The sequence below is a fragment of the Agaribacter flavus genome (genome assembly GCF_042646125.1).
In the GTDB taxonomy this organism is placed as follows: Bacteria; Pseudomonadota; Gammaproteobacteria; order Enterobacterales; family Alteromonadaceae; genus Glaciecola; species Glaciecola flavus.
In genome coordinates, this window is sequence record NZ_JBHRSW010000004.1 from 228,246 (window position 1) to 247,548 (window position 19,303).

The following is a 19,303-nucleotide window of genomic DNA, read 5'->3' on the forward strand; positions in this document are numbered from 1 at the left end:
GTACATCGACATTCGTCCGATATAAAGGCGTATAGGGCAAATTTGGCCGGCAAACCTAAAGGACTCGAGGCGTTAATTGATCGGCTTACATTTAATTTAATGTGGGTTGATGCAACGCCACACTGTTTTTGGAGCTCGGTCGTGAGATTTTTTTATTTAGTTAGATTTACTTTACTTATTCCATTCACTCTATTTATTGGTGTAGCCAGTGCATACGCCAACCAAAGTGATTTCAACTGGTCATTTGATGCTGGGTTTTTGCACTTGAGTCCAAACGACAGCAGCAGTGAAATTTCAGGTCCAGGTCTGCCACCCGGAAACGCGGTAGACGTGGGAAGCTCTTCTTCTGTATTTGGCAGCCTTACTTACTATTACAATGAGAATTGGAGCAGTAAGATATATTTAGCGCCATTTATGGATTTTGACGTCTATGCCGCTGGCTCACTCACCGGCGTTGGTCAGATCGCAAGTGTGGAAGCATTGTTTCCCACGGTATTTGTCAATTATACCCACACGTCGCTTTGGAAAGGTGTCCACCCATATATTGGTGTTGGGCTCAACTATACTCTATTTGACGACGAGCAACCCACGGCTATTCTGAATGGTGCACTCGGTGGCGAAACGACAGTAAGCTTAGACAGCTCTGTAGGTTTGGCGGCACAACTAGGCTTAAAAGTTAAGTTATCTCCGCAATGGTATTTGGACATTGGCTACGTATATATCGACGTAGATACCACGGCTAATTTGTCTACTGCTGCCGTAAACACGCAAAGAAGCGTCGATGTATCGGTCGATCCAGCAGGCACGTACTTGAAGTTTGGCTATCGGTTTTAAGTGTTATTGAGCTAGTTTTTTTGTTGCCAAAGCAAAGAAGTTAGGGAGAAAAGATTATGTTGCGCAAGTTATACAACCTGTCTATGGCTTCAAAGTCTCGCGTGCTCATTTCAGCCTTGTTATTTCAAGTAAGTATAGTGCTAATCAGTGTGTATGAGCTGGCTAAAATACAGACCTTTACACAATTGCAGGGTGAGCACTATTTTGCGGTAAACGAGGTGCAAATAAGAGCAATCGCCCTTGAAGACACATCCAACCCAGAAATATTCAATGAACTGCTTTTTGCTCGCTCAAACGATGTCAAAAAGCAAGGTATCGAAAGCTTAATGAAACGAGCAAACGAAATCGTGCAGATTTGTTTGGATAGGCTCAATTTTGCCGAGCGACTTTTGTTTCAAGCGGTTGGATTTGGCGAAACGATTGAAATTTGTAAGTCAGGCTTAAAAGATACTGCTGAAGCCCTCAAGGTTATCCAGCTGTTAAGAGAACCTGCCTTTTCTCAAGACTCAAACACCCTCAATCGATTGATTAATCTGGTTGAAAAAAACGCGAGAGAATCCAATCAATTTGCAGTATTAATGCCTGAAGTGGCGAGTTTTGTACGCGGATTTGTATTTAGCGTGGTGCCCATATTGTCGATTATTGCTGCGAGTTGTTTGTTAATCATTTTAAAAGACATGCGCAAAAAATTGACCTTACTATCATCAAAAATGCAAGTCATGCGAGAAACTAACACGCTGTCTGAAAGAATTACGCTCACGGACTGTGACGAAGAAACAACAAAAGACGAAGTGGTCTTAGTATGCCGAGATTTCAACGCAATGGTAAATCAGTTTGAAACAGTGATAAAAGACATCTCAAACATGAGTGAAATTTTATACGTCGCCACAAAACCGTTGTACGATTCGTCTCAACAGTCTAAATCGAAAATGGCTGAACAAAGCTCTGTTGCCGATAAGATCGTGATCTCAATGGAAGGGTTTGTTGGCGCAATCAACGAAATTGGAGAAAACACGAACAACACATCCAATTCTGCTAATCAAGGTTACGAAGAGACACAGGCTGGCCGCTCAGCGATATTAAAAGCAAAAACATCGGTTGAACAATTGTCAGATAGTGCGAAAGGCATGCAAGACGCCATCACGTCGTTAAACTCTAGCTCAAGTGAAATTGCCCTGATTATCGATGTCATCCGTGATATTTCAGAACAAACCAACCTGCTCGCTTTAAACGCCGCGATCGAAGCAGCTCGAGCTGGAGAGCAAGGCAGAGGCTTTGCAGTAGTAGCGGACGAAGTACGCTCGTTGGCATCCAGAACTCAACAATCTACAGAAAAAATTGATGAAATGATCACCACCTTACAAAGTGGCACTGCCGATACCGTCACACTCATTGACTCAAACGGCAAACTTGTAAGCGAGTTGATGGGCGAAATGAATTCGGCGGATTCCGTGTTAGATAGTATTGCCTCATCCACTGAACAAATTAAAGACATGAATGTACAAATTGCAGCCGCTACTCAGGAACAAATATATACCGTTGGTGAAATCCAGCAAGGCGTCACTCAAATGAAAGATATTTCCACTGACACGTCTGACGCGGTGACTGAAGTACTGCAAAGCTTTGAACAGATTTCAAGCGTCATTAAAAGCATGAATTCAACAGTCGAAACATTTAAGGTTTCAAAATAAGGAGTGCTGTGCTTTATGACGCAGACCTAAGGCTTACTTACCCACCCAATCCGTCCAAACGCCTTGCAAACCCTCTGGCAAGTGGGTGGTTTTGCCTAATTCACACCAACGGGAGGGTGCGTGAAAATCCGAACCAATACTTGCCTTAAGTTTGTATTCGATCGCCAAGCTTGCAATAAAGTCACGTTTGCTTGGTGAGATATTACGGTGGGTGACTTCCGTTGCATCCCCTCCAGCTTCGGCAAAGGCCACAAGCAATTTACGTAACCATTTAGCTTTCATGTCATAGTGAAAGGGATGCGCCAATACAGCAGCGCCCCCAGCCTGCTGAATCACTTTTACTGCCTCATGCATCTCAACCCAATCAGGCTGCACATAAGCACGCTTTTTTGCGCCAATAAATTTGTTAAAGGCCTGTTGTAAATCCTTGCAATGGCCTTCTTCAACAAGGACTTCAGCGATGTGCACGCGCGATACAATACCCGCTGTTTTACTTAGGCATTTTTGGTACAAGTCATCGATGTGCAAAAAAGCCAATTTTTCAGTTATACGTCTGGCGCGAGTGATGCGTTTTTCACCCTGCTCCGCAAGTAATTGTTTAAGCCCAGTGTGGTTTTCGTCAAAGTGTAAACCCAATACATGAATTTCAAAACCGTGCCACCTAGTGCTGATTTCTACGCCGTTTATTAATTGAATTTTAGCCTTAAACGCCTTAATTGCCTCTTGTGCTTGGGAGATTGCATCAATGTTGTCATGGTCTGTAATCGCCAGCATATCGACTTGCATTTGCTGCGCTCGCATGATCAGTTCTTTGGGGCTCAATTGCCCATCTGAGCATGTAGTATGGGAATGTAAATCTACCTTCAAGCAATAACCTTTGCTGTTTAATTATAAGAAATGCAAATATTTGCGGTTGACATCGGCATCGTTTTGTATTCTCCTATGCACCAGAAAATCAAAATAGATTTTAGTGGATAGTATTATATGAATTCGAACAACGTACGCAACAACTGGTGGTGGTGCAACCGGACCTAGGGCTCTGGCGGCATATGTGTGCACGAATTCCAAGGCCCATTTTAAGGGCCTTTTTTGTTTCCGACAATTGGCCCCTCACTGGCGACTAAGTAGTAACATAACAACGATAGCAAAGGAATAAACATGAGTTTGTCGGCGCTGGGGCAAAGCCCCGGAACAGTAGAAACTATTTCGAAAACACTCAGCTATATTGCTGATCCCCTCATTGCTTATAAAAAAGTAGCGGGAGAAAACTCGCTCTTACTCGAATCTGCAGAAATCGATAGTAAAGACGATCTAAAGAGTTTAATACTCATTGACGCCGCACTGCGAATAGAGTGTAAAGGGCAAGAAGTAGACATTGTTGCCACCTCTGAAAATGGCGAGTCGCTGCTGCCTTTTTTAAGGCAAAGTTTGGGTGATTTTGTAAAATCTACAAGCAACAAAAATGTATTATTCTCGTTTCCAGAGCCCAATAGTAACTTGGATGAAGACACACGCCTTAAACAACCAGCCGTCTTAGATGTACTGCGCACGATATCAAAACAAGTCAACGCGATTCGCGATATTGATCACGCAGTATTTTTGGCCGGTGTCTTTGCTTATGACTTAATCGCGACCTTTGAGCAACTGCCCGAGGTCAAGGCAGGTAAAAATACCTGTGCCGATTATGTATTTTATCTCGCTGAAACCTTGCTATTAATCGATCATCAAACAAAAACAACCGAGTTACTCGGTAGTGTGTTTTCTGGTGAAGATGTCGCGCAGCACTACTTTCAGGTTAGCCAACAAGTAGAAACGCTGTGCCATGCATTAGAAGATTTATCCACAGTTTCATTTACCGAAAACATGGTAGATGCGCCTTCAGTCAACTGTGATAAATCCGACGAAGAATATTGTAAAGATGTATCAGACTTGCAAAAGCACATTTTAGATGGTGATATTTTTCAAGTTGTACCCTCGCGCACTTTCTCGATGTCTTGTACCCAACCCCTACTCGCTTACAAGCGTTTAAAGCAAACCAATCCCTCGCCTTACATGTTTTATATTCACGACAAAGATTTTGTTATCTTTGGTGCGTCACCAGAATCGGCCTTAAAATATGAAAAAGCCACCAACCAAGTAGAGATTTATCCGATTGCTGGCACCCGCCCTCGAGGCAAACGATCCGATGGTAGCATCGATCTAGATTTAGATAGCCGCTTAGAACTCAATTTACAGCAAGATCAAAAAGAAAAAGCAGAGCATATTATGCTTGTAGACCTCGCGAGAAACGACGTAGCCAAAGTGTCTGTGCCAGGTACACGTTTTGTCAAAGATCTTTTAAAAGTTGATCGTTATTCGCATGTCATGCATTTGGTCTCTCGAGTAGTCGGGCAACTGCGTGATGATCTCGACGCCCTGCACGCTTACCAAGCTTGTATGAATATGGGGACGCTCGTTGGTGCACCTAAGGTTAGCGCCGCTTCATTGATTCGTACCACCGAAAAAGCAAGGCGTGGCAGTTATGGCGGTGCGGTAGGCTACTTTAACGGGCATGGTGATTTTGATACCTGTATTGTGATCCGCAGTGCTTTTGTACAAGACGATATAGCTTATGTTCAGGCCGGCGCAGGTGTTGTCAAAGATTCGATACCCCAATCTGAAGCCGACGAAACACGCGCAAAAGCACAGGCGGTGATTCATGCGATAAGCACCGCAAACAGTGCCTTAAGTCAAGGAGAAGAGTAAAATGACTAAGCCCGCTCATGACAATCAGGCCTTCGACATTAGTGCACTGCAAGTTATCCTTATCGATAATATCGATTCATTTACCTACAACTTAGTTGACGAGCTTCGCGTGTTAGGTCTTAAACTAAAAGTGTATCGCAACACAGTGGATGCGCAGCATATATTGAACGAGCTAGCACATGCACAAACACAAGGCCCATGTGTGTTGATGCTGAGTCCAGGACCCGGCGCACCCAGTGCAGCAGGTTGTATGCCAGCTGTGATAAAAGGCGCACAAGGCAAATATCCCGTACTTGGTATTTGCTTAGGGCATCAAGCCATTGTAGAAAACTATGGGGGAACCGTCGGCCATGCACCCGAGGTCATGCATGGAAAATCGTCACTGATGCGTTTTGAGCCACACCCGATTTTTAACGGGCTCTCCATGCCTTTGAGTATTGCACGATATCATAGTCTTGTTGCCACTGATGTACCCAATTCTTTGCAAATGATCGCGGAAATTGACGGCCTGCCTATGGCTATATTAAATGAGACTGATAAGATGCTCGGCTTTCAATTTCATCCAGAATCTATTTTAACGTGCGAAGGGAGTAAACTCTTGCAACAAGCCCTTTTATACTTAGCCAATATAGACTCGCAGGAATAAACGCGAATGGATACCAATACACTACTTGAACGACTGTATGCCAAGCAAGATTTGTCGCAAGACGAAGCGCATTTGCTGTTTGCTCGTTTGATGCGCGGCGAACTCAGCGAAATAAGTATCACTGCCCTTCTTATTGCACTAAAATTAAAAGGAGAATCAAGCGGCGAAATTGCCGGTGCCGCCGCAGCCATGATTGAGCACGCGAAGCCCTTTTCTCGTCCAGATTACGCCTTTAGTGACATAGTGGGTACAGGTGGAGATGGTCACAATACTATCAACATATCCAGCGCAGCAGCATTAGTCGCAGCATCATGCGGCGTCAAAGTCGCAAAACATGGAAACAAAAGTGTATCTAGTAAATCGGGTTCATCTGATTTATTTGCTAATTTTGGTTTAGCATTGATGATGTCGCCCGAAACCGCTCGACAATGTTTAGATGAGGCTAATTTCTGCTTTTTAGCCGCACCCAATTATCACGCAGGTGTAAAACACGTTATGGGTGTAAGAGGCGAACTAAAAACGCGCACATTGTTTAATATTCTCGGTCCCTTGGCGAATCCATCGAGGCCGACTCATGGCGTTTATGGTGTGTATTCTCCCGACCTTGTTAGTGTATACGCTGAGGTGTTGCATGCGCTTGGACACGAGCATGCGCTGGTTGTGCATGGTTCAGGTCTCGATGAAATTGCGCTTCACGACAAAACAACAGCGATACACCTGCAAAACGGACGCTTTACCGAAATGACCTTGACCCCTGAAGATTTTGGCGCTTCGCGCAGTAAACTTGAATCGATAAAAGGGGGTGAACCGGCTGAAAATAAAAATATGATAGCAGCCGCTTTGTCAGGAAAAGGCCAACAAGCTCATGTTCATGCCATAGCAATGAATGCCGCAGCCTTGCTTTGGGTTAATGCACCAGAACGCGATTTAAAAGCGTGTTTTGCGCAGGCAGTCGAAAGTATGAACAGTGGCCTGCCATTGCAAACCATTCAACAAGCCGCCTCTTTGAGCCAAGGGAATTAAGCAGTATGCCCAACGTATTAGAAAAAATCGTCGCTGATAAACGTGTAGAAATTGAGCAAAGAGAAGTGACGCTGCCGCTTTCGAGCTTTAAAGACAATTTGGTACCGTCCTCAAAGTCTTTTTTAGCCGCTTTACAAAAAGAAAAAGCGGGCTTTATTTTTGAATGCAAAAAAGCATCGCCTTCTAAAGGTTTGATCAGAGAGCACTTTGACTTAGATGAAATCATCCAAGCTTATGAGAAAGAAGCCGCTTGCTTTTCAGTACTAACAGACGAAAAGTACTTTCAAGGTAAATTTGAATATCTTGATTATGTGTGTTCTCGAGTATCACAACCCGTATTGAATAAAGACTTTTTTGTTACGCCCTATCAGGTCTACCTCGCGAGACACCACAATGCCGACGCGATTTTACTGATGCTATCAGTACTCTCTGACCAAGAATACACGATTTTGCACGAGATAGCGGATACCTTGTCGCTGGACGTGCTGACAGAAGTGAGTAACGAAGAAGAAACACATCGAGCCCTCACACTGGGTGCCAAAATTATTGGTATAAACAATAGAAATCTCCGCGATCTCAGTACTGACTTGAGTATGACAGAAAAACTTGTGCCACTAATCAGAGCCAATGAAAGATTTAATGGTGTGATTATTTCAGAATCGGGCATTTACACAAATGCTGATTTACAGCGTTTAAACCCGCTTGTCGACGGTTACTTGGTGGGTAGTTCGCTAATGGCTAAACAAGATCTCGATGCAGCTGTAAACAGCCTCGTATATGGTGAAACAAAAGTATGTGGCATCACGTCTGTAGAACAAGCTAAACTGGTTTCAAGCTATCCTGTGAATACGCTTGGTCTGATTTTTGTCGAAGCGTCAAAGCGCTATGTAAGTATAGATAGCGCCACACAGATTATCGCTAGTGTAAATGCTAATGGCTCAAATAACGCGAAACGCTTTGTTGGGGTATTTCAAGACCACTCCCTGGCTCAAGTAGCTGAGTACGCAAAAGTGCTGTCACTGCATGCCGTGCAGCTTCATGGAACGGAAAGTAACGAATACATCCGAGATTTACGACCACTGCTCCCTAAAAATTGTGAAATCTGGCGAGTGATATCGATTGATATTAACGATGCAGAAATGCAGCTCCCCGAGCTCGACGCCGGTTTGATTGATAAATATTTACTGGATACCAAAGTTGGCAAGGCAAAGGGAGGCACAGGCAAAACCTTTAATTGGCAAGTGCTTGAGTCCCTAAAAAATAAACAAAGCTGTATTTTAGCGGGGGGGATCACCCCCGACAACGTGTTACAAGCGAGACAAACAGGGCTAGCATGTTTAGATATAAATAGCGGCGTAGAATCTGCACCTGGCGTAAAAGACCAAGCAAAGTTAAACGCACTATTCTATGCACTACGGGTTTAACTGACACATACCCGTATCGAAAAATTGGTGAATCAATGAATAAATTAGATACAAAATTTGGTGACTTTGGTGGAATGTATGTTCCAGAATTGCTGATCCCAGCTTTGGATCAGCTTGAGCAAGCATTTTTAGATGCAAAAGAAGACCCAAGCTTTAACGAAGAGTTTTTGTCCCTATTAAAAGACTACGCGGGACGCCCAACGTCAATGACCTTAACCAGAAATCTCATTTCTAATCCGAAGGTCAAACTATACCTAAAGCGCGAAGATCTTTTGCACGGCGGCGCGCACAAAACAAACCAAGTATTGGGCCAGGCATTATTAACTAAGCGCATGGGAAAAACCGAAGTCATCGCTGAAACTGGCGCAGGTCAACACGGCGTTGCAACAGCACTTGCCTGTGCCCTACTCGGCTTGAAAGCACGCATATACATGGGAGCAAAAGACGTTGAACGACAAGCCCCTAATGTGTTTAGAATGCGTTTAATGGGTGCAAAAGTGATTCCTGTAGATGCCGGTTCTGGCACGCTGAAAGACGCCGTCAACGAAGCCATGCGAGATTGGTCGGCAAACTATGATAAAGCGCACTATTTACTCGGAACAGCAGCTGGACCTCACCCTTTCCCTACAATAGTAAGAGAATATCACCGCATGATAGGCGAAGAAACGCGCCGCCAGATCATGGAAAAAGAAGGGCGATTGCCAGATGCTGTAGTCGCTTGTGTGGGTGGCGGCTCAAATGCAATCGGAATGTTTGCCGATTTCATCGACGAGCCTTCCGTCAGATTAGTCGGCGTTGAACCCGCCGGTAAAGGCATGCATACCAAAGAGCACGGTGCAACAATTTGTAAGGGAACCAAAGGCATTTTGCATGGCGCGTTTACGTTCATCATGCAAGATGAAGTGGGCCAAATCGAAGAATCTTATTCAGTCAGTGCTGGCCTAGACTACCCCGCCGTTGGCCCCCAACACGCATATTTACACGATATCGGCCGCGCGGAATATCATGCGGTGACAGATACTGAAGCCTTAAACGCCTTCCAGCTTCTAGCTAGAAAAGAAGGCATCATTCCGGCGCTGGAATCTTCTCACGCGCTTGCCCATGGTATTAACATGGCCGAAGAAGCAGAAGACGGTTCGATTATTGTTGTTAATTTGTCTGGTCGTGGCGACAAAGACTTAGCTCATGTCATCAATATATTGGGAGACGAAATATAATGGAACGGAAGAAATTTGACGGGACGGGACGATACAGCAAGCTATTTGCTCAACTCGCAACAAAAAATGAAGGCGCTTTCATCCCATTTGTGATGCTCGGTGATCCAGATAAAGAGACCAGTTTCGCGATCGTCAAGACGCTTGTCGACGCTGGAGCTGATGCCCTTGAACTAGGGATCCCTTATTCTGATCCAATTGCAGATGGTCCAACGATTCAAAAAGCTAGTATCCGTGCCTTGGACAAGGGAATTAAGCCGCAAGATTGTATGGACATCATTGCTGCCATAAGAGACGCTTACCCAGATATTCCAATCGGTCTATTGCTATATAGCAATTTAGTGCTCGCAAGAGGAATGGACACATTTTATGCCGAAGCCGAAGCAGCAGGAGTGGACTCTATTTTGATTGCTGATGTACCTATCCGCGAAGTGGCTCCATTTGCGCAAATAGCGTCCGCCCATAACATTCAACAAATATTGATTGCCCCTCCCAATGCCAGTGATGAAACGCTTGCCTCTTTGGGCGAGCTCTCCACTGGCTACACCTATTTACTCGGGCGAGCCGGGGTAACCGGTGCCGAAACAGAAGTCGACATCCCTGCCAGTGCATTAATTGATAAATTAGCGGTATACGGAGTGGCACCACCCGTTTTAGGCTTTGGCATATCTAAGCCTGAGCAAGTAAAAGCGGCAATCGAAGCTGGAGCAGCGGGCGCGATATCGGGGTCAGCAACGGTAAATATTATTGCTGATAACTTAGATGATAAGGCAGGCTTAGCAGAGGCCTTACGAGCCTTTGTACAAGAAATGAAAGCCGCCACATTACGCTCAGTATAGTGCTCAATAAATAGAGGAACTAACAAATGTTTTACGTTATTTACGCAGAAGACAAGGAAAACAGTTTGGCTGCGCGCAAATCAGCCAGACCTGCGCATTTAGAACGCTTACTTGCACTAAAAGAGCAAGGCCGCTTATTGGTTTCAGGGCCAACACCTGCAATTGAAGCTGAAGATCCGGGTGAAGCAGGTTTTACTGGCTCTGTTATCATTGCCGAATTTGCCTCGCAGTCAGACGCCGAGCAATGGGCGGAGCAAGATCCTTACGTGGCAGCGGGTGTATATGAAAAAGTGACAATTAAGCCCTTTAAGTACGTTTTACCCTAAAAACAGTTAAACGAGCACATTCTTTAACAGCGGCTTTTATTTGGCCGCTGTGATCTTGTCTCGTCCCGCATCTTTTGAGGCATAAAGTGCTTTATCCGCGCGCTCTACCCAATCTGTGACAGATTCGCCCTCGCTTAACTCTGCTACACCGAAAGACATCGTATACGGCGGTAGTTTATCGCTTCTATTTTCGGCCACGAACTCACGTAAATCACGCGCTAAAACAAGCCCATCATCCAAACTGCAATTTTTCATGAGGATACCGAACTCTTCGCCACCTAAGCGGTATATTTTGTCAGTCCGTCGCAAACGTTTAGACATCAAGCGAGTTGATTCTTTCAGCACTTGATCACCTACCCCATGACCATAACTATCGTTCAGCCGTTTAAAGTAATCCATGTCGAACACGATCAATGCGGTAGCACTTTGATTTTTTAATTTGGCGCTGATGCACTGCTCGGCGTCTCGATGAAACGCGCGGCGATTGCCTGTTTGCGTGAGGTAATCTTCTATTGCTTCGGTATTTAGTTGTTCAAAACGCAATTGCAATTCCCTAACAAAATAATACACGAAAAAAATACTTGCCCCCAAAGTAGCGGTAAGCACAAAAATAGTATCTAGGGATGTCTTATTTGAAAGAACAGGAAGCAGTGCAGAGCTCATACAAATTAATAATACCAGCGCCCGTCGAGGTTGTAGCATAGAGAATATCCCTAAGGTACCAGGAAACAACCAGTATAGAGTGGCGTCACTACCATAGTATGAGGCCAGCACCATCCCACAAGCTAGCGCGACTCCAATTATTCCCTTGATGTAGTTCCCGTACTGATTTAGGTATAAAAATACAAGTGATAAACAGGCAACGACAATTAATCCAAAATCGATAATCATCATTGGGTAATTGCCTTGCAGGTAACGAAAAACTGTCATTGGCGAAAGCGCGACGATGATCAGCAATACAATACTCATCGCTACACGGTCGCTAACAGAGCGACTAGAAAATTCGCGGAATAACAAAATCATAGATATCTATCTAACCACTCTCATATCGCCTAATTAGTATTGGCAATCATTTGCTCACAATTTAGTCTAATATCGGCCAAATTTTAAATTGTATAAGTCCTCGATCTTCTTGACCTTTTTGTGGTTTATAGCTTCACAGTACTGTCACTGTCATCAGACAGCAAAATAGCTAACCATTTACTCTCCTCTCTAGATTCAAGCGCAATTTTTACCACCATTGTCAAAGGTACACTCAGCAACATGCCAACCGTGCCTAACAACCACCCCCAAAAAATCAGGGATAAAAATACAACAAGGGTGGAAAGGCCTAAGCCTTTGCCCATAAATCGAGGTTCTATAACATTACCCATGACCGTATTGACAACAATAAAGCCCAAGCCCGCCAGCCCTGCTTTAGCAAAGCCAAATTCAACAAAAGCCATTAGCACAGCAGGGATAGCGGCGATAATAGAGCCTATATTGGGAATAAAATTAAGCATAAAAGCCAAGACAGACCAAAGCATAAAATGGTCTACGCCCAAAGCATACAGCCAAATACCAATGAAAATACCAGTACCAAGGCTCACCACCATCTTGATAACCAAATACTGATTCACAGAGGCCAAAAATCGGTCGATATGCGTCAAGCGCATATCGGGATCCGCCAAAGCTATGTGCACGCGCTTGGGCATCGACTCCGCCTCAAACAACATAAAAATAACGGTAAGAAGGATTAAAAATACGTTTGATAAGACCGTCCCCATCCCTGTGATAAAGTTAGATGCCATTGTCATTGCCATACCGGGATCGAGGTACGACACGATTAAACTTTTATCTAAATCGATGTTAAGTACGGTCAGTTTTTCTATAATCCACGTAAATTCACCGGACAGTTGTTCTCGGTAAATTGGCATGTTTTGCCTAAATTCAGCTAGTGATTGCGTGATCAATCCTGCTAGCATAAAACCAATCACTACAATTAGCAGTATAACTAAAGTAACCGAGAGCCATCTGGGCACTTTATATTTTGCCGACCAGTTGATTAACGGACTAACGGCAATAGCGATAAAGGCAGAAAGTAAAAAAGGGACAACAATAACACTAGCAGCTTTAATACCGGCTAACACAATCACGAGTGCTGCCATAACAAGCAGTGCTTTTACGGTAGGTGATTTAAGCTCCAATTAATTTTTCCCTATTTAATTACATCGCTCTTGTATTATAAGCATAAAACTACCACAAGGAATACAACAACATATGAATCTTGATCTTGCTAAAATTCGCATTAAAAACTTAAGGTTACGCACCTATATTGGTATTAACGAGGACGAAATTAAAAATCAGCAAGACGTGATTATTAACATCACCATTCATTATGACGCAAAAAAAGCTACCGATACGGACAACATGGAAGACGCGCTCAATTACAAAACCATTACCAAGGCAATCATCCGTTTGGTAGAGGACAACCGCTTTTCACTGTTGGAAAAACTGACCGCAGACGTCTTAGATCTAGCTGCTGCACACCCATGGGTAAGCTATGCAGAAGCTGAAGTAGACAAACCGCATGCACTGCGTTTTTCGGATTCAGTTTCTCTCTCACTGTCTTGCACAAAAGGGTAAAGATTCATGCAACATTTGTTAATCTCTGGCGGCACTGGATTAATCGGTAGAAACTTGATCAAGCGCTTAACATCCATTTACCAAATCACGCTCATTTCTCGTGATCCCATGCGAGCAAAGCGTTTACTTGGTGAAACGATCACAGTAAAAAAGCTCTCGGAGATTAACGATGTCGAAAACATCGACGGAATTATCAACTTAGCAGGCGAACCTATCGCAGATAAACGCTGGACGGACGCGCAAAAGCAACAAATTTGCGATTCTCGCTGGGACATGACAGCAAAATTGGTTGAATTAATTAATCAGGCCACAGTTAAGCCCAAGGTGTTTATTAGTGGTAGTGCGGTTGGCATATACGGTCGTCAAGGCGATACGCCAATTACGGAAGACTTTAGCGAATATCATGAGGAGTTCAGCCGTCAAGTATGCCAGCGCTGGGAAGAAATCGCACTTGGCGCAGTCAACAGCACGCGGGTGTGTCTATTGCGCACGGGGATTGTTCTTGCGGAAGAAGGCGGCGCTTTACAAAAAATGCTCATGCCTTTTAGATTGGGGTTGGGTGGGCCGATCGGTACAGGCAAACAATTCATGCCGTGGATACATCTCGACGACATGCTGCGCGCTATTATCTTTTTATTAGAAAATGATGCTTGTCATGGTCCATTTAACCTGACTTCCCCAAATCCCAATACCAATCATTTCTTTTCACTAAAGCTGGCTGCGCGATTACAACGCCCTTGTCTATTTAAGATCCCCGCAAGCGTGATTAAGTTTATGATGGGAGAATCGTCAGAGCTCGTGCTCTACGGTCAAAAAGTGCTGCCACAACGCCTCCAAAACGCTGGCTTTGTGTTCAATTATCCAACGCTAGTAGAAGCCTTAGATGCCTTAGACATCTAAGGCATATCGTTTGTCCATATAAAACTCGTTGTCCACTACACCATTTTACGCAATAGCGCACTGGTATTTAGAGACAGCAACCGCCAACAACCAAATGCACCGAGTATACCCACTACTATCGCGCCAGCAATAGGCGCAATGACCCAGTATTCCATATGAATAGACGCTGGCATCTGGAATACATTGGACTGCAGTAAATACAAACTAAATTCGTTAGCAAGCGCCGCCATTAAGCCAGCGACAACACCAATAATAACGAATTCGTTTACTACGCTAAATCGTATTCTTCTGCCTTTCAGCCCTAGGGTTCTCAATATCGCTAATTCTTGTAAGCGCTCATCCATGCTGGCTTGAACTTGCGCAATCAAGACCAAGCCTCCCGCGACTAATACCAAGACTAGAATAAACTCAACGGCCATCGACACTTGATCGATAATTTCGCGTAACTGATCAAGTCGAGCATCCACATCAAACAAGGTAATACTTGCAAAGGGTGCCAACAGTTTTGATATATCTGCTTTTCTGGATTCATCCAAATGAAAGCTCGTGATATAGGTAGGATTGAAGTTTTTCATTGCTTGTGGGTGTAAAACAAAGAAAAAATTGGGCTGTAGGGTCTGCCAATCGACCGTCCGAATACTTGTTACCGTCGCTGTGATCACCTCACTTCCGACATTAAAGGTAAGCTTGTCTCCCATCTGGATACCAAGGTTTTCCGCTAGTTCTTTTTCGATAGAAAGCGGAATATCCTGACTGTCTGTGCTTGTAGGCGACCATTGTGCATGCCACACCCCCTCAGCAATTTCGTTGCCTTTTTGTAACTCAGTGCTCCAAGTTAAATTAGCTTCGCGTCCCAAGCCTTGGCGACCTTCGTCAGCGACTTCTTCATCCTCTTTGGTAATGTCTGTACGAATTTTTTCGTCATTTATTGCCACAAACCGCCCACGTACCACCGGAAAAAATTTATCATACTCGACATTGAAGTCCTCAAATTGCTGAGTTAAGCCGGCCTTTTGGTCTTCGGTTACATTCGAGATAAAGTAGTTAGGCGTCCCTTCTGGTAGTTGGTCTCGCCATTGTTTTACCATATCATTTCGCATCACCAACACGACTAGCAGCAACATTATCGTGATAGCAAAGCTAATCAATTGCACCGAGTTACCCATTGCACGACGACGAATTCTGGCCCAAGCCAATGTCCAAGCACCCATGCCACCAGAGCCTAATTTCCGTCCCAACATAATCAACAAATAGGTCATGCCAAGTAAGGAAGCAACGAGCACAATACCCGATGAAAACAGTATGCCACTGATCACTGGGTCACCACTGTAAAACAGCATCAGCAAGAACACGGCTGAACCTGAAAACAAAAACTGTAAAGCTCTAGAAGACAGCGTTGCGTCAATATCCTTGCGCAACACGCGCAAAGGAGGCACCGAAAACAACTGTAAAAGAGGATAAAGGGAAAACAACAACGCACAGGTTATACCGGTAAACACGGCAATACCCAAGGGTCGCCAATGCCATGCATCCAGCGCAACAGGCACGGAATCAGCTAACAAAGCAACCACAGCTTCTTGCAATAAAAACCCAATAACAATACCTAGCACGATACCAAGCGCGGTGATGAAACAAATTTGAATGAGGTAGATTTTACGCACTACTTGCTTACTTGCACCCAGTGTTTTCATGACAGCAACTGGGTCAAAATGACGTTGACTAAATCGCTGAGCGGCAACCGCTATGGATACTGCTGCAAGGATGATAGCCAATAAACTCGCAAGCAGGAAAAACTCTTCGGCGCGCGCCACTGAACGACCTATAGGCGAATCATCATCTTCGATACTTTGCCAGCGATGAATTTCTCTATCCAACTGTGGCCGCAACCAATCATAATACGCTTCGATATCATCCGACTCACCAGCAAAATAATACTTGTAAGTGACACGACTACCTGGGCCAATGATACCTGTCGCTTCGAGATCATCTGCAGAGATCAAAATCATGGGTTCGGTGTTGAATACACTAAATCCCCCATCGGGAATTTCGTTTAAGATTTGACTGACGACCAATGTTTTATCACCGACATCAATGCTACCACCGACGCTGACACCCAGAAGCTGTATCGAACGAGAATCAATCCAAGCTTCTCCAGAACGTGGAACCTTGTCAGTCGGTTTGGCTTCGCCAAAGGGTTTATCAGACAACTTTATTTGTCCTTTTAGCGGGTAGTCATCGTTGACCGCGCGCAAATCAGACAAAGACAAGTTGTCACCCGCAAAGGCCATTGACCGAGTGGAAAGCTGAAAGGCGGTGTTGAGTCCTCTGTCTTTCGCTTCTTGAAGCCATGCCTCATCTACTGGGTTACGTGAGCGCAACTGACTATCGGCAGCGATAAATTCCGCAGAGCGATCCGTTAAGGCTTGCTGTAAACGCTCACTGAACAAGGAGAGCGCCAGTACGGATGTAACTGACAGCACAATTGCCAGTAGTATTATGGTGAGTTCTCCACGTCTCGCTTCATGCTTGAACAAGCGCCATGCGAGAGATACTGCCATATTGTTAGATGAGCCCACTACTACTTACTCCCCGCCACGGCCTTTAGTTTTGGCGACACTTCACTTAATTCGCCGGCATTCATGCGAAGTTGCCTTTGGCATCGCATGGCCAGTTCGTCGTCATGTGTCACCAGCACCAATGTTGTTTTTAGGTCGGCATTCATGGCAAACAACAAGTCTTCCACTTTCTCTGAATTTGCTGAATCTAAGTTGCCTGTTGGTTCATCAGCAAAGAGAATTTTAGGTTGTGTAATAAACGCTCTGGCAATTGCCACTCGCTGTTGTTCGCCGCCCGATAACTGGTTAGGAAAATGGTGTGCTCGATGTTCTAACCCGACCTGCTTAATGATCTCCATCGCGCGTGACTTGGGGTCGTCTAAACCCGCGATTTCAGCAGGCAACATGATGTTTTCGAGAGCAGTTAAACTTTGTACTAGCATAAAACTTTGGAAGATAAACCCTACCTTTTCGCCTCGCAATCTGGCGCGTGCTTCTTCGTCCATATTGTGTAAAGGTTCACCATCAAGATAGATTTCACCACCACTAACTTCATCTAAACCAGCCAATAATCCCAATAAGGTCGATTTTCCTGAGCCCGAAGCGCCAATAATTGCAATCGTTTCGCTAGGCTTGACTTCAAAACTGATAGGATGAAGAATCTGAAGTGAACCTTCGCTCGTATTTACTTTCTTAATCAGACTTTTCGTTTTAATCATAGTAGAGGTATTGCTCATAGTGTCTGTAATCTCATTGTTTTCAGTAGTTCAGCGCCTAAACACTGCAAAATGGCTATTTGTTAGTTTACTGTCGTTTAGTCTTTTATTCCCCTTATATGTTCATTCAGATCAGGGAATAGACAAGCAGGAAAATGTAACAAAGCATAAATTACTTGTACTGGGTGACAGTCTGAGTGCCGCATATGGCTTAACTGAAAACCAAGGCTGGGTAGCCATTTTGGCAAAAGAGTGGAAAACAGACAAGCGCCCGATTGAAGTCGTCAATGCCGCCATCAGTGGCGATACGACAGACGGTGGTCTAGCGAGGTTACCCCGCCTATTGGCATTACATTCGCCCAGTCACCTTTACATAGAATTGGGCGGTAACAATGGTTTGCAAGGGCACAATCCCAAAAAAATTAAAAACAACTTAGCTAAAATGATTGAACTTGCACAAACGCAGGGGATAGCGGTAATACTTCAAGAGGTACAAATACCGACCAATTTTGGACGCAGGTACACCCAAATGTTTATCGAAAACTACCACCAACTGGCCGAAGAGTACGCTGTCCCATTAGTCCCATTTTTTTTACAAGACATCGCACTAGATGCCTCTTTGATGCAACGGGATGGGATCCACCCCACTTCGGAGGCACAGCTATTAATTGTCGATTTTTTAAAGCCTAAATTAGAAGCTCTCATTCTCTAGGGCTTTATCAACAGCAGACATGGCGTGAATCGCTGTCGTATCAAAGAGTGGCACGACAGTGTCTTGCTGTTTTACTAGCAAGGCGATTTCGGTACAGCCTAAAATCACACCTTGTACCCCTTGCTTGTGCAGATTGTCAATGATGCGTAAGTACTCAATTTTAGCATCCTCGCTAACCACACCTTTGCACAGTTCATCATAAATAACGGCATGCACTATCTCGCTGTCTTCATGATTAGGTACCACTACCTCAATACCATACTTTTCTTGCAAACGACCTTTGTAAAAATTTTGCTCCATCGTAAACCGTGTACCTAGCAGACCTACTTTAGTGATGTTCTGACTCAGCAGTACTTGTGCGCAAACATCGGCAATGTGTATGATGGGAATCGACACACCGCGCGCAATATCTGGTGCAACTTTGTGCATTGTATTGGTACAAATTAGCAAAAAATCGGCACCTGCTCGCTCCATTGACTTTGCAGCATTGACTAAAATTTCAGCGGTTTCCATCCACTGTCCTTTGTGTTGCAATTGTTCAATTTCAGCAAAATCGACGCTGTACAAGCATATCTTAGCGGAATGCAGACCTCCTAAACGACGCTTTACTTCTTCATTGATGGCTTTATAGTAACTCAGTGTCGATTCCCAACTCATCCCACCGAGTAGTCCTATTGTTTTCATACTTTACGCACCTTCTTTTGAATCGCCAGCTACATCAATGCACTCAATAACCGCCACCGCTTCTAGCACTGCAGTATCCCGCTCATGTAAGCCTGTTTGTGACAGAGAATAAGGCTTTCCTGAGTATACAATGCGCTCCCCTTTCCCTTTTAGTTTAAATGCAAAGTTATCCGCGCCACATATATCTCTTGCCCTCGCATACGCCCTTTTCTCTAACGCAAGTTTACCGTCTGTTGTCTTGCCAATTACGGTAATGCGGTATTCATTATCACTCAGAGTCTCTACTTCAGGGATGCCTGAAGCACAAGCCGATATCAGCACGCATAAACTTAAATTTAGCTGTTTCATGCATTCCTTCTCCTTAAGATT

General features: G+C 44.4%; 19 protein-coding genes. 12 read left to right on the forward strand and 7 right to left on the reverse strand.

Translation table 11 applies throughout. The features are described from left to right. Positions 1-141: 141 nt before the first annotated feature. Both ACFOHL_RS01090 and ACFOHL_RS01095 read left to right on the forward strand, forming a co-directional pair. A complete protein-coding gene (locus ACFOHL_RS01090; RefSeq protein WP_376918352.1) occupies positions 142-834 on the forward strand; it encodes an OmpW/AlkL family protein in 693 nt (230 codons plus the stop codon). Positions 835-890: 56 nt separating this feature from the next. After that, positions 891-2,525 (forward strand): methyl-accepting chemotaxis protein, encoded by a 1,635-nt coding sequence (locus ACFOHL_RS01095; protein WP_376918353.1) that lies wholly within the window; start codon positions 891-893, stop codon positions 2,523-2,525. Positions 2,526-2,558: 33 nt separating this feature from the next. Here the strand turns inward: ACFOHL_RS01095 and ACFOHL_RS01100 are convergent, their stop codons facing one another. Continuing rightward, positions 2,559-3,392 carry a PHP domain-containing protein gene (locus ACFOHL_RS01100; RefSeq protein ID WP_376918354.1) on the reverse strand — a complete coding sequence of 278 codons (834 nt, stop codon included), beginning with the start codon at positions 3,390-3,392 and terminating at the stop codon, positions 2,559-2,561. A gap of 291 nt (positions 3,393-3,683) precedes the next feature. Here ACFOHL_RS01100 and ACFOHL_RS01105 point away from each other — a divergent pair, with 291 nt between their 5' ends. From ACFOHL_RS01105 to ACFOHL_RS01135, 7 genes are read left to right on the forward strand one after another with little or no spacing between them, the layout of a single operon-like run. Further along, the gene (locus tag ACFOHL_RS01105) at positions 3,684-5,270 is read left to right on the forward strand and encodes an anthranilate synthase component 1 (RefSeq protein ID WP_376918355.1); all 1,587 of its coding nucleotides are present in this window, start codon (positions 3,684-3,686) and stop codon (positions 5,268-5,270) included. A 1-nt stretch (position 5,271) separates the two neighbouring features. Next, positions 5,272-5,916: an aminodeoxychorismate/anthranilate synthase component II gene (locus ACFOHL_RS01110; RefSeq protein WP_376918356.1), complete on the forward strand. Its 645-nt coding sequence runs from the start codon at positions 5,272-5,274 to the stop codon at positions 5,914-5,916. 6 nt (positions 5,917-5,922) lie between these two features. Further along, positions 5,923-6,939: an anthranilate phosphoribosyltransferase gene (gene trpD, locus ACFOHL_RS01115; protein ID WP_376918357.1), complete on the forward strand. Its 1,017-nt coding sequence runs from the start codon at positions 5,923-5,925 to the stop codon at positions 6,937-6,939. 5 nt (positions 6,940-6,944) lie between these two features. Further along, positions 6,945-8,363, forward strand: coding sequence for a bifunctional indole-3-glycerol-phosphate synthase TrpC/phosphoribosylanthranilate isomerase TrpF (trpCF, locus tag ACFOHL_RS01120; protein WP_376918358.1), 1,419 nt, complete (start codon positions 6,945-6,947; stop codon positions 8,361-8,363). 35 nt (positions 8,364-8,398) lie between these two features. Next, positions 8,399-9,580 carry a tryptophan synthase subunit beta gene (gene trpB, locus ACFOHL_RS01125; protein ID WP_376918359.1) on the forward strand — a complete coding sequence of 394 codons (1,182 nt, stop codon included), beginning with the start codon at positions 8,399-8,401 and terminating at the stop codon, positions 9,578-9,580. Then, positions 9,580-10,416 carry a tryptophan synthase subunit alpha gene (trpA, locus tag ACFOHL_RS01130; RefSeq protein WP_376918360.1) on the forward strand — a complete coding sequence of 279 codons (837 nt, stop codon included), beginning with the start codon at positions 9,580-9,582 and terminating at the stop codon, positions 10,414-10,416. The genes trpB and trpA overlap by 1 nt, the downstream gene beginning before the upstream one ends. A gap of 26 nt (positions 10,417-10,442) precedes the next feature. Continuing rightward, positions 10,443-10,742 carry a YciI family protein gene (locus ACFOHL_RS01135; protein WP_376918361.1) on the forward strand — a complete coding sequence of 100 codons (300 nt, stop codon included), beginning with the start codon at positions 10,443-10,445 and terminating at the stop codon, positions 10,740-10,742. 36 nt (positions 10,743-10,778) lie between these two features. On the opposite strand, the gene ACFOHL_RS01140 is transcribed toward ACFOHL_RS01135, so the two are convergent. Together ACFOHL_RS01140 and ACFOHL_RS01145 are read right to left on the reverse strand one after the other, a co-directional pair. Continuing rightward, a complete protein-coding gene (locus tag ACFOHL_RS01140; RefSeq protein WP_376918362.1) occupies positions 10,779-11,765 on the reverse strand; it encodes a GGDEF domain-containing protein in 987 nt (328 codons plus the stop codon). 125 nt (positions 11,766-11,890) lie between these two features. Then, positions 11,891-12,928 (reverse strand): AI-2E family transporter, encoded by a 1,038-nt coding sequence (locus tag ACFOHL_RS01145; protein ID WP_376918363.1) that lies wholly within the window; start codon positions 12,926-12,928, stop codon positions 11,891-11,893. Between the two features lie 73 nt (positions 12,929-13,001). On the opposite strand from ACFOHL_RS01145, the gene folX reads away from it, so the two are divergent. Together folX and ACFOHL_RS01155 are read left to right on the forward strand one after the other, a co-directional pair. Beyond that, positions 13,002-13,367, forward strand: a complete 366-nt coding sequence (folX, locus tag ACFOHL_RS01150; protein WP_376918364.1) for a dihydroneopterin triphosphate 2'-epimerase — start codon at positions 13,002-13,004, stop codon at positions 13,365-13,367. Between the two features lie 6 nt (positions 13,368-13,373). Continuing rightward, on the forward strand, positions 13,374-14,267 hold the full coding sequence (locus ACFOHL_RS01155; protein ID WP_376918365.1) for a TIGR01777 family oxidoreductase: 894 nt from the start codon (positions 13,374-13,376) through the stop codon (positions 14,265-14,267). A gap of 35 nt (positions 14,268-14,302) precedes the next feature. Here the strand turns inward: ACFOHL_RS01155 and ACFOHL_RS01160 are convergent, their stop codons facing one another. After that, positions 14,303-16,825 (reverse strand): ABC transporter permease, encoded by a 2,523-nt coding sequence (locus ACFOHL_RS01160; protein WP_376918366.1) that lies wholly within the window; start codon positions 16,823-16,825, stop codon positions 14,303-14,305. Positions 16,826-16,845: 20 nt separating this feature from the next. After that, positions 16,846-17,541, reverse strand: coding sequence for an ABC transporter ATP-binding protein (locus ACFOHL_RS01165; RefSeq protein ID WP_376918367.1), 696 nt, complete (start codon positions 17,539-17,541; stop codon positions 16,846-16,848). A gap of 19 nt (positions 17,542-17,560) precedes the next feature. Here ACFOHL_RS01165 and ACFOHL_RS01170 point away from each other — a divergent pair, with 19 nt between their 5' ends. Then, entirely contained in the window at positions 17,561-18,250 is a 690-nt protein-coding gene (locus ACFOHL_RS01170; protein WP_376918368.1) for an arylesterase, read from the forward strand. On the opposite strand, the gene ACFOHL_RS01175 is transcribed toward ACFOHL_RS01170, so the two are convergent. Together ACFOHL_RS01175 and ACFOHL_RS01180 are read right to left on the reverse strand one after the other, a co-directional pair. Further along, a complete protein-coding gene (locus ACFOHL_RS01175; protein WP_376918369.1) occupies positions 18,230-18,934 on the reverse strand; it encodes an aspartate/glutamate racemase family protein in 705 nt (234 codons plus the stop codon). The two genes, ACFOHL_RS01170 and ACFOHL_RS01175, sit on opposite strands and share 21 nt — an antisense overlap. A 3-nt stretch (positions 18,935-18,937) precedes the next feature. Further along, positions 18,938-19,282 (reverse strand): hypothetical protein, encoded by a 345-nt coding sequence (locus ACFOHL_RS01180; protein WP_376918370.1) that lies wholly within the window; start codon positions 19,280-19,282, stop codon positions 18,938-18,940. Positions 19,283-19,303 lie beyond the last annotated feature (21 nt).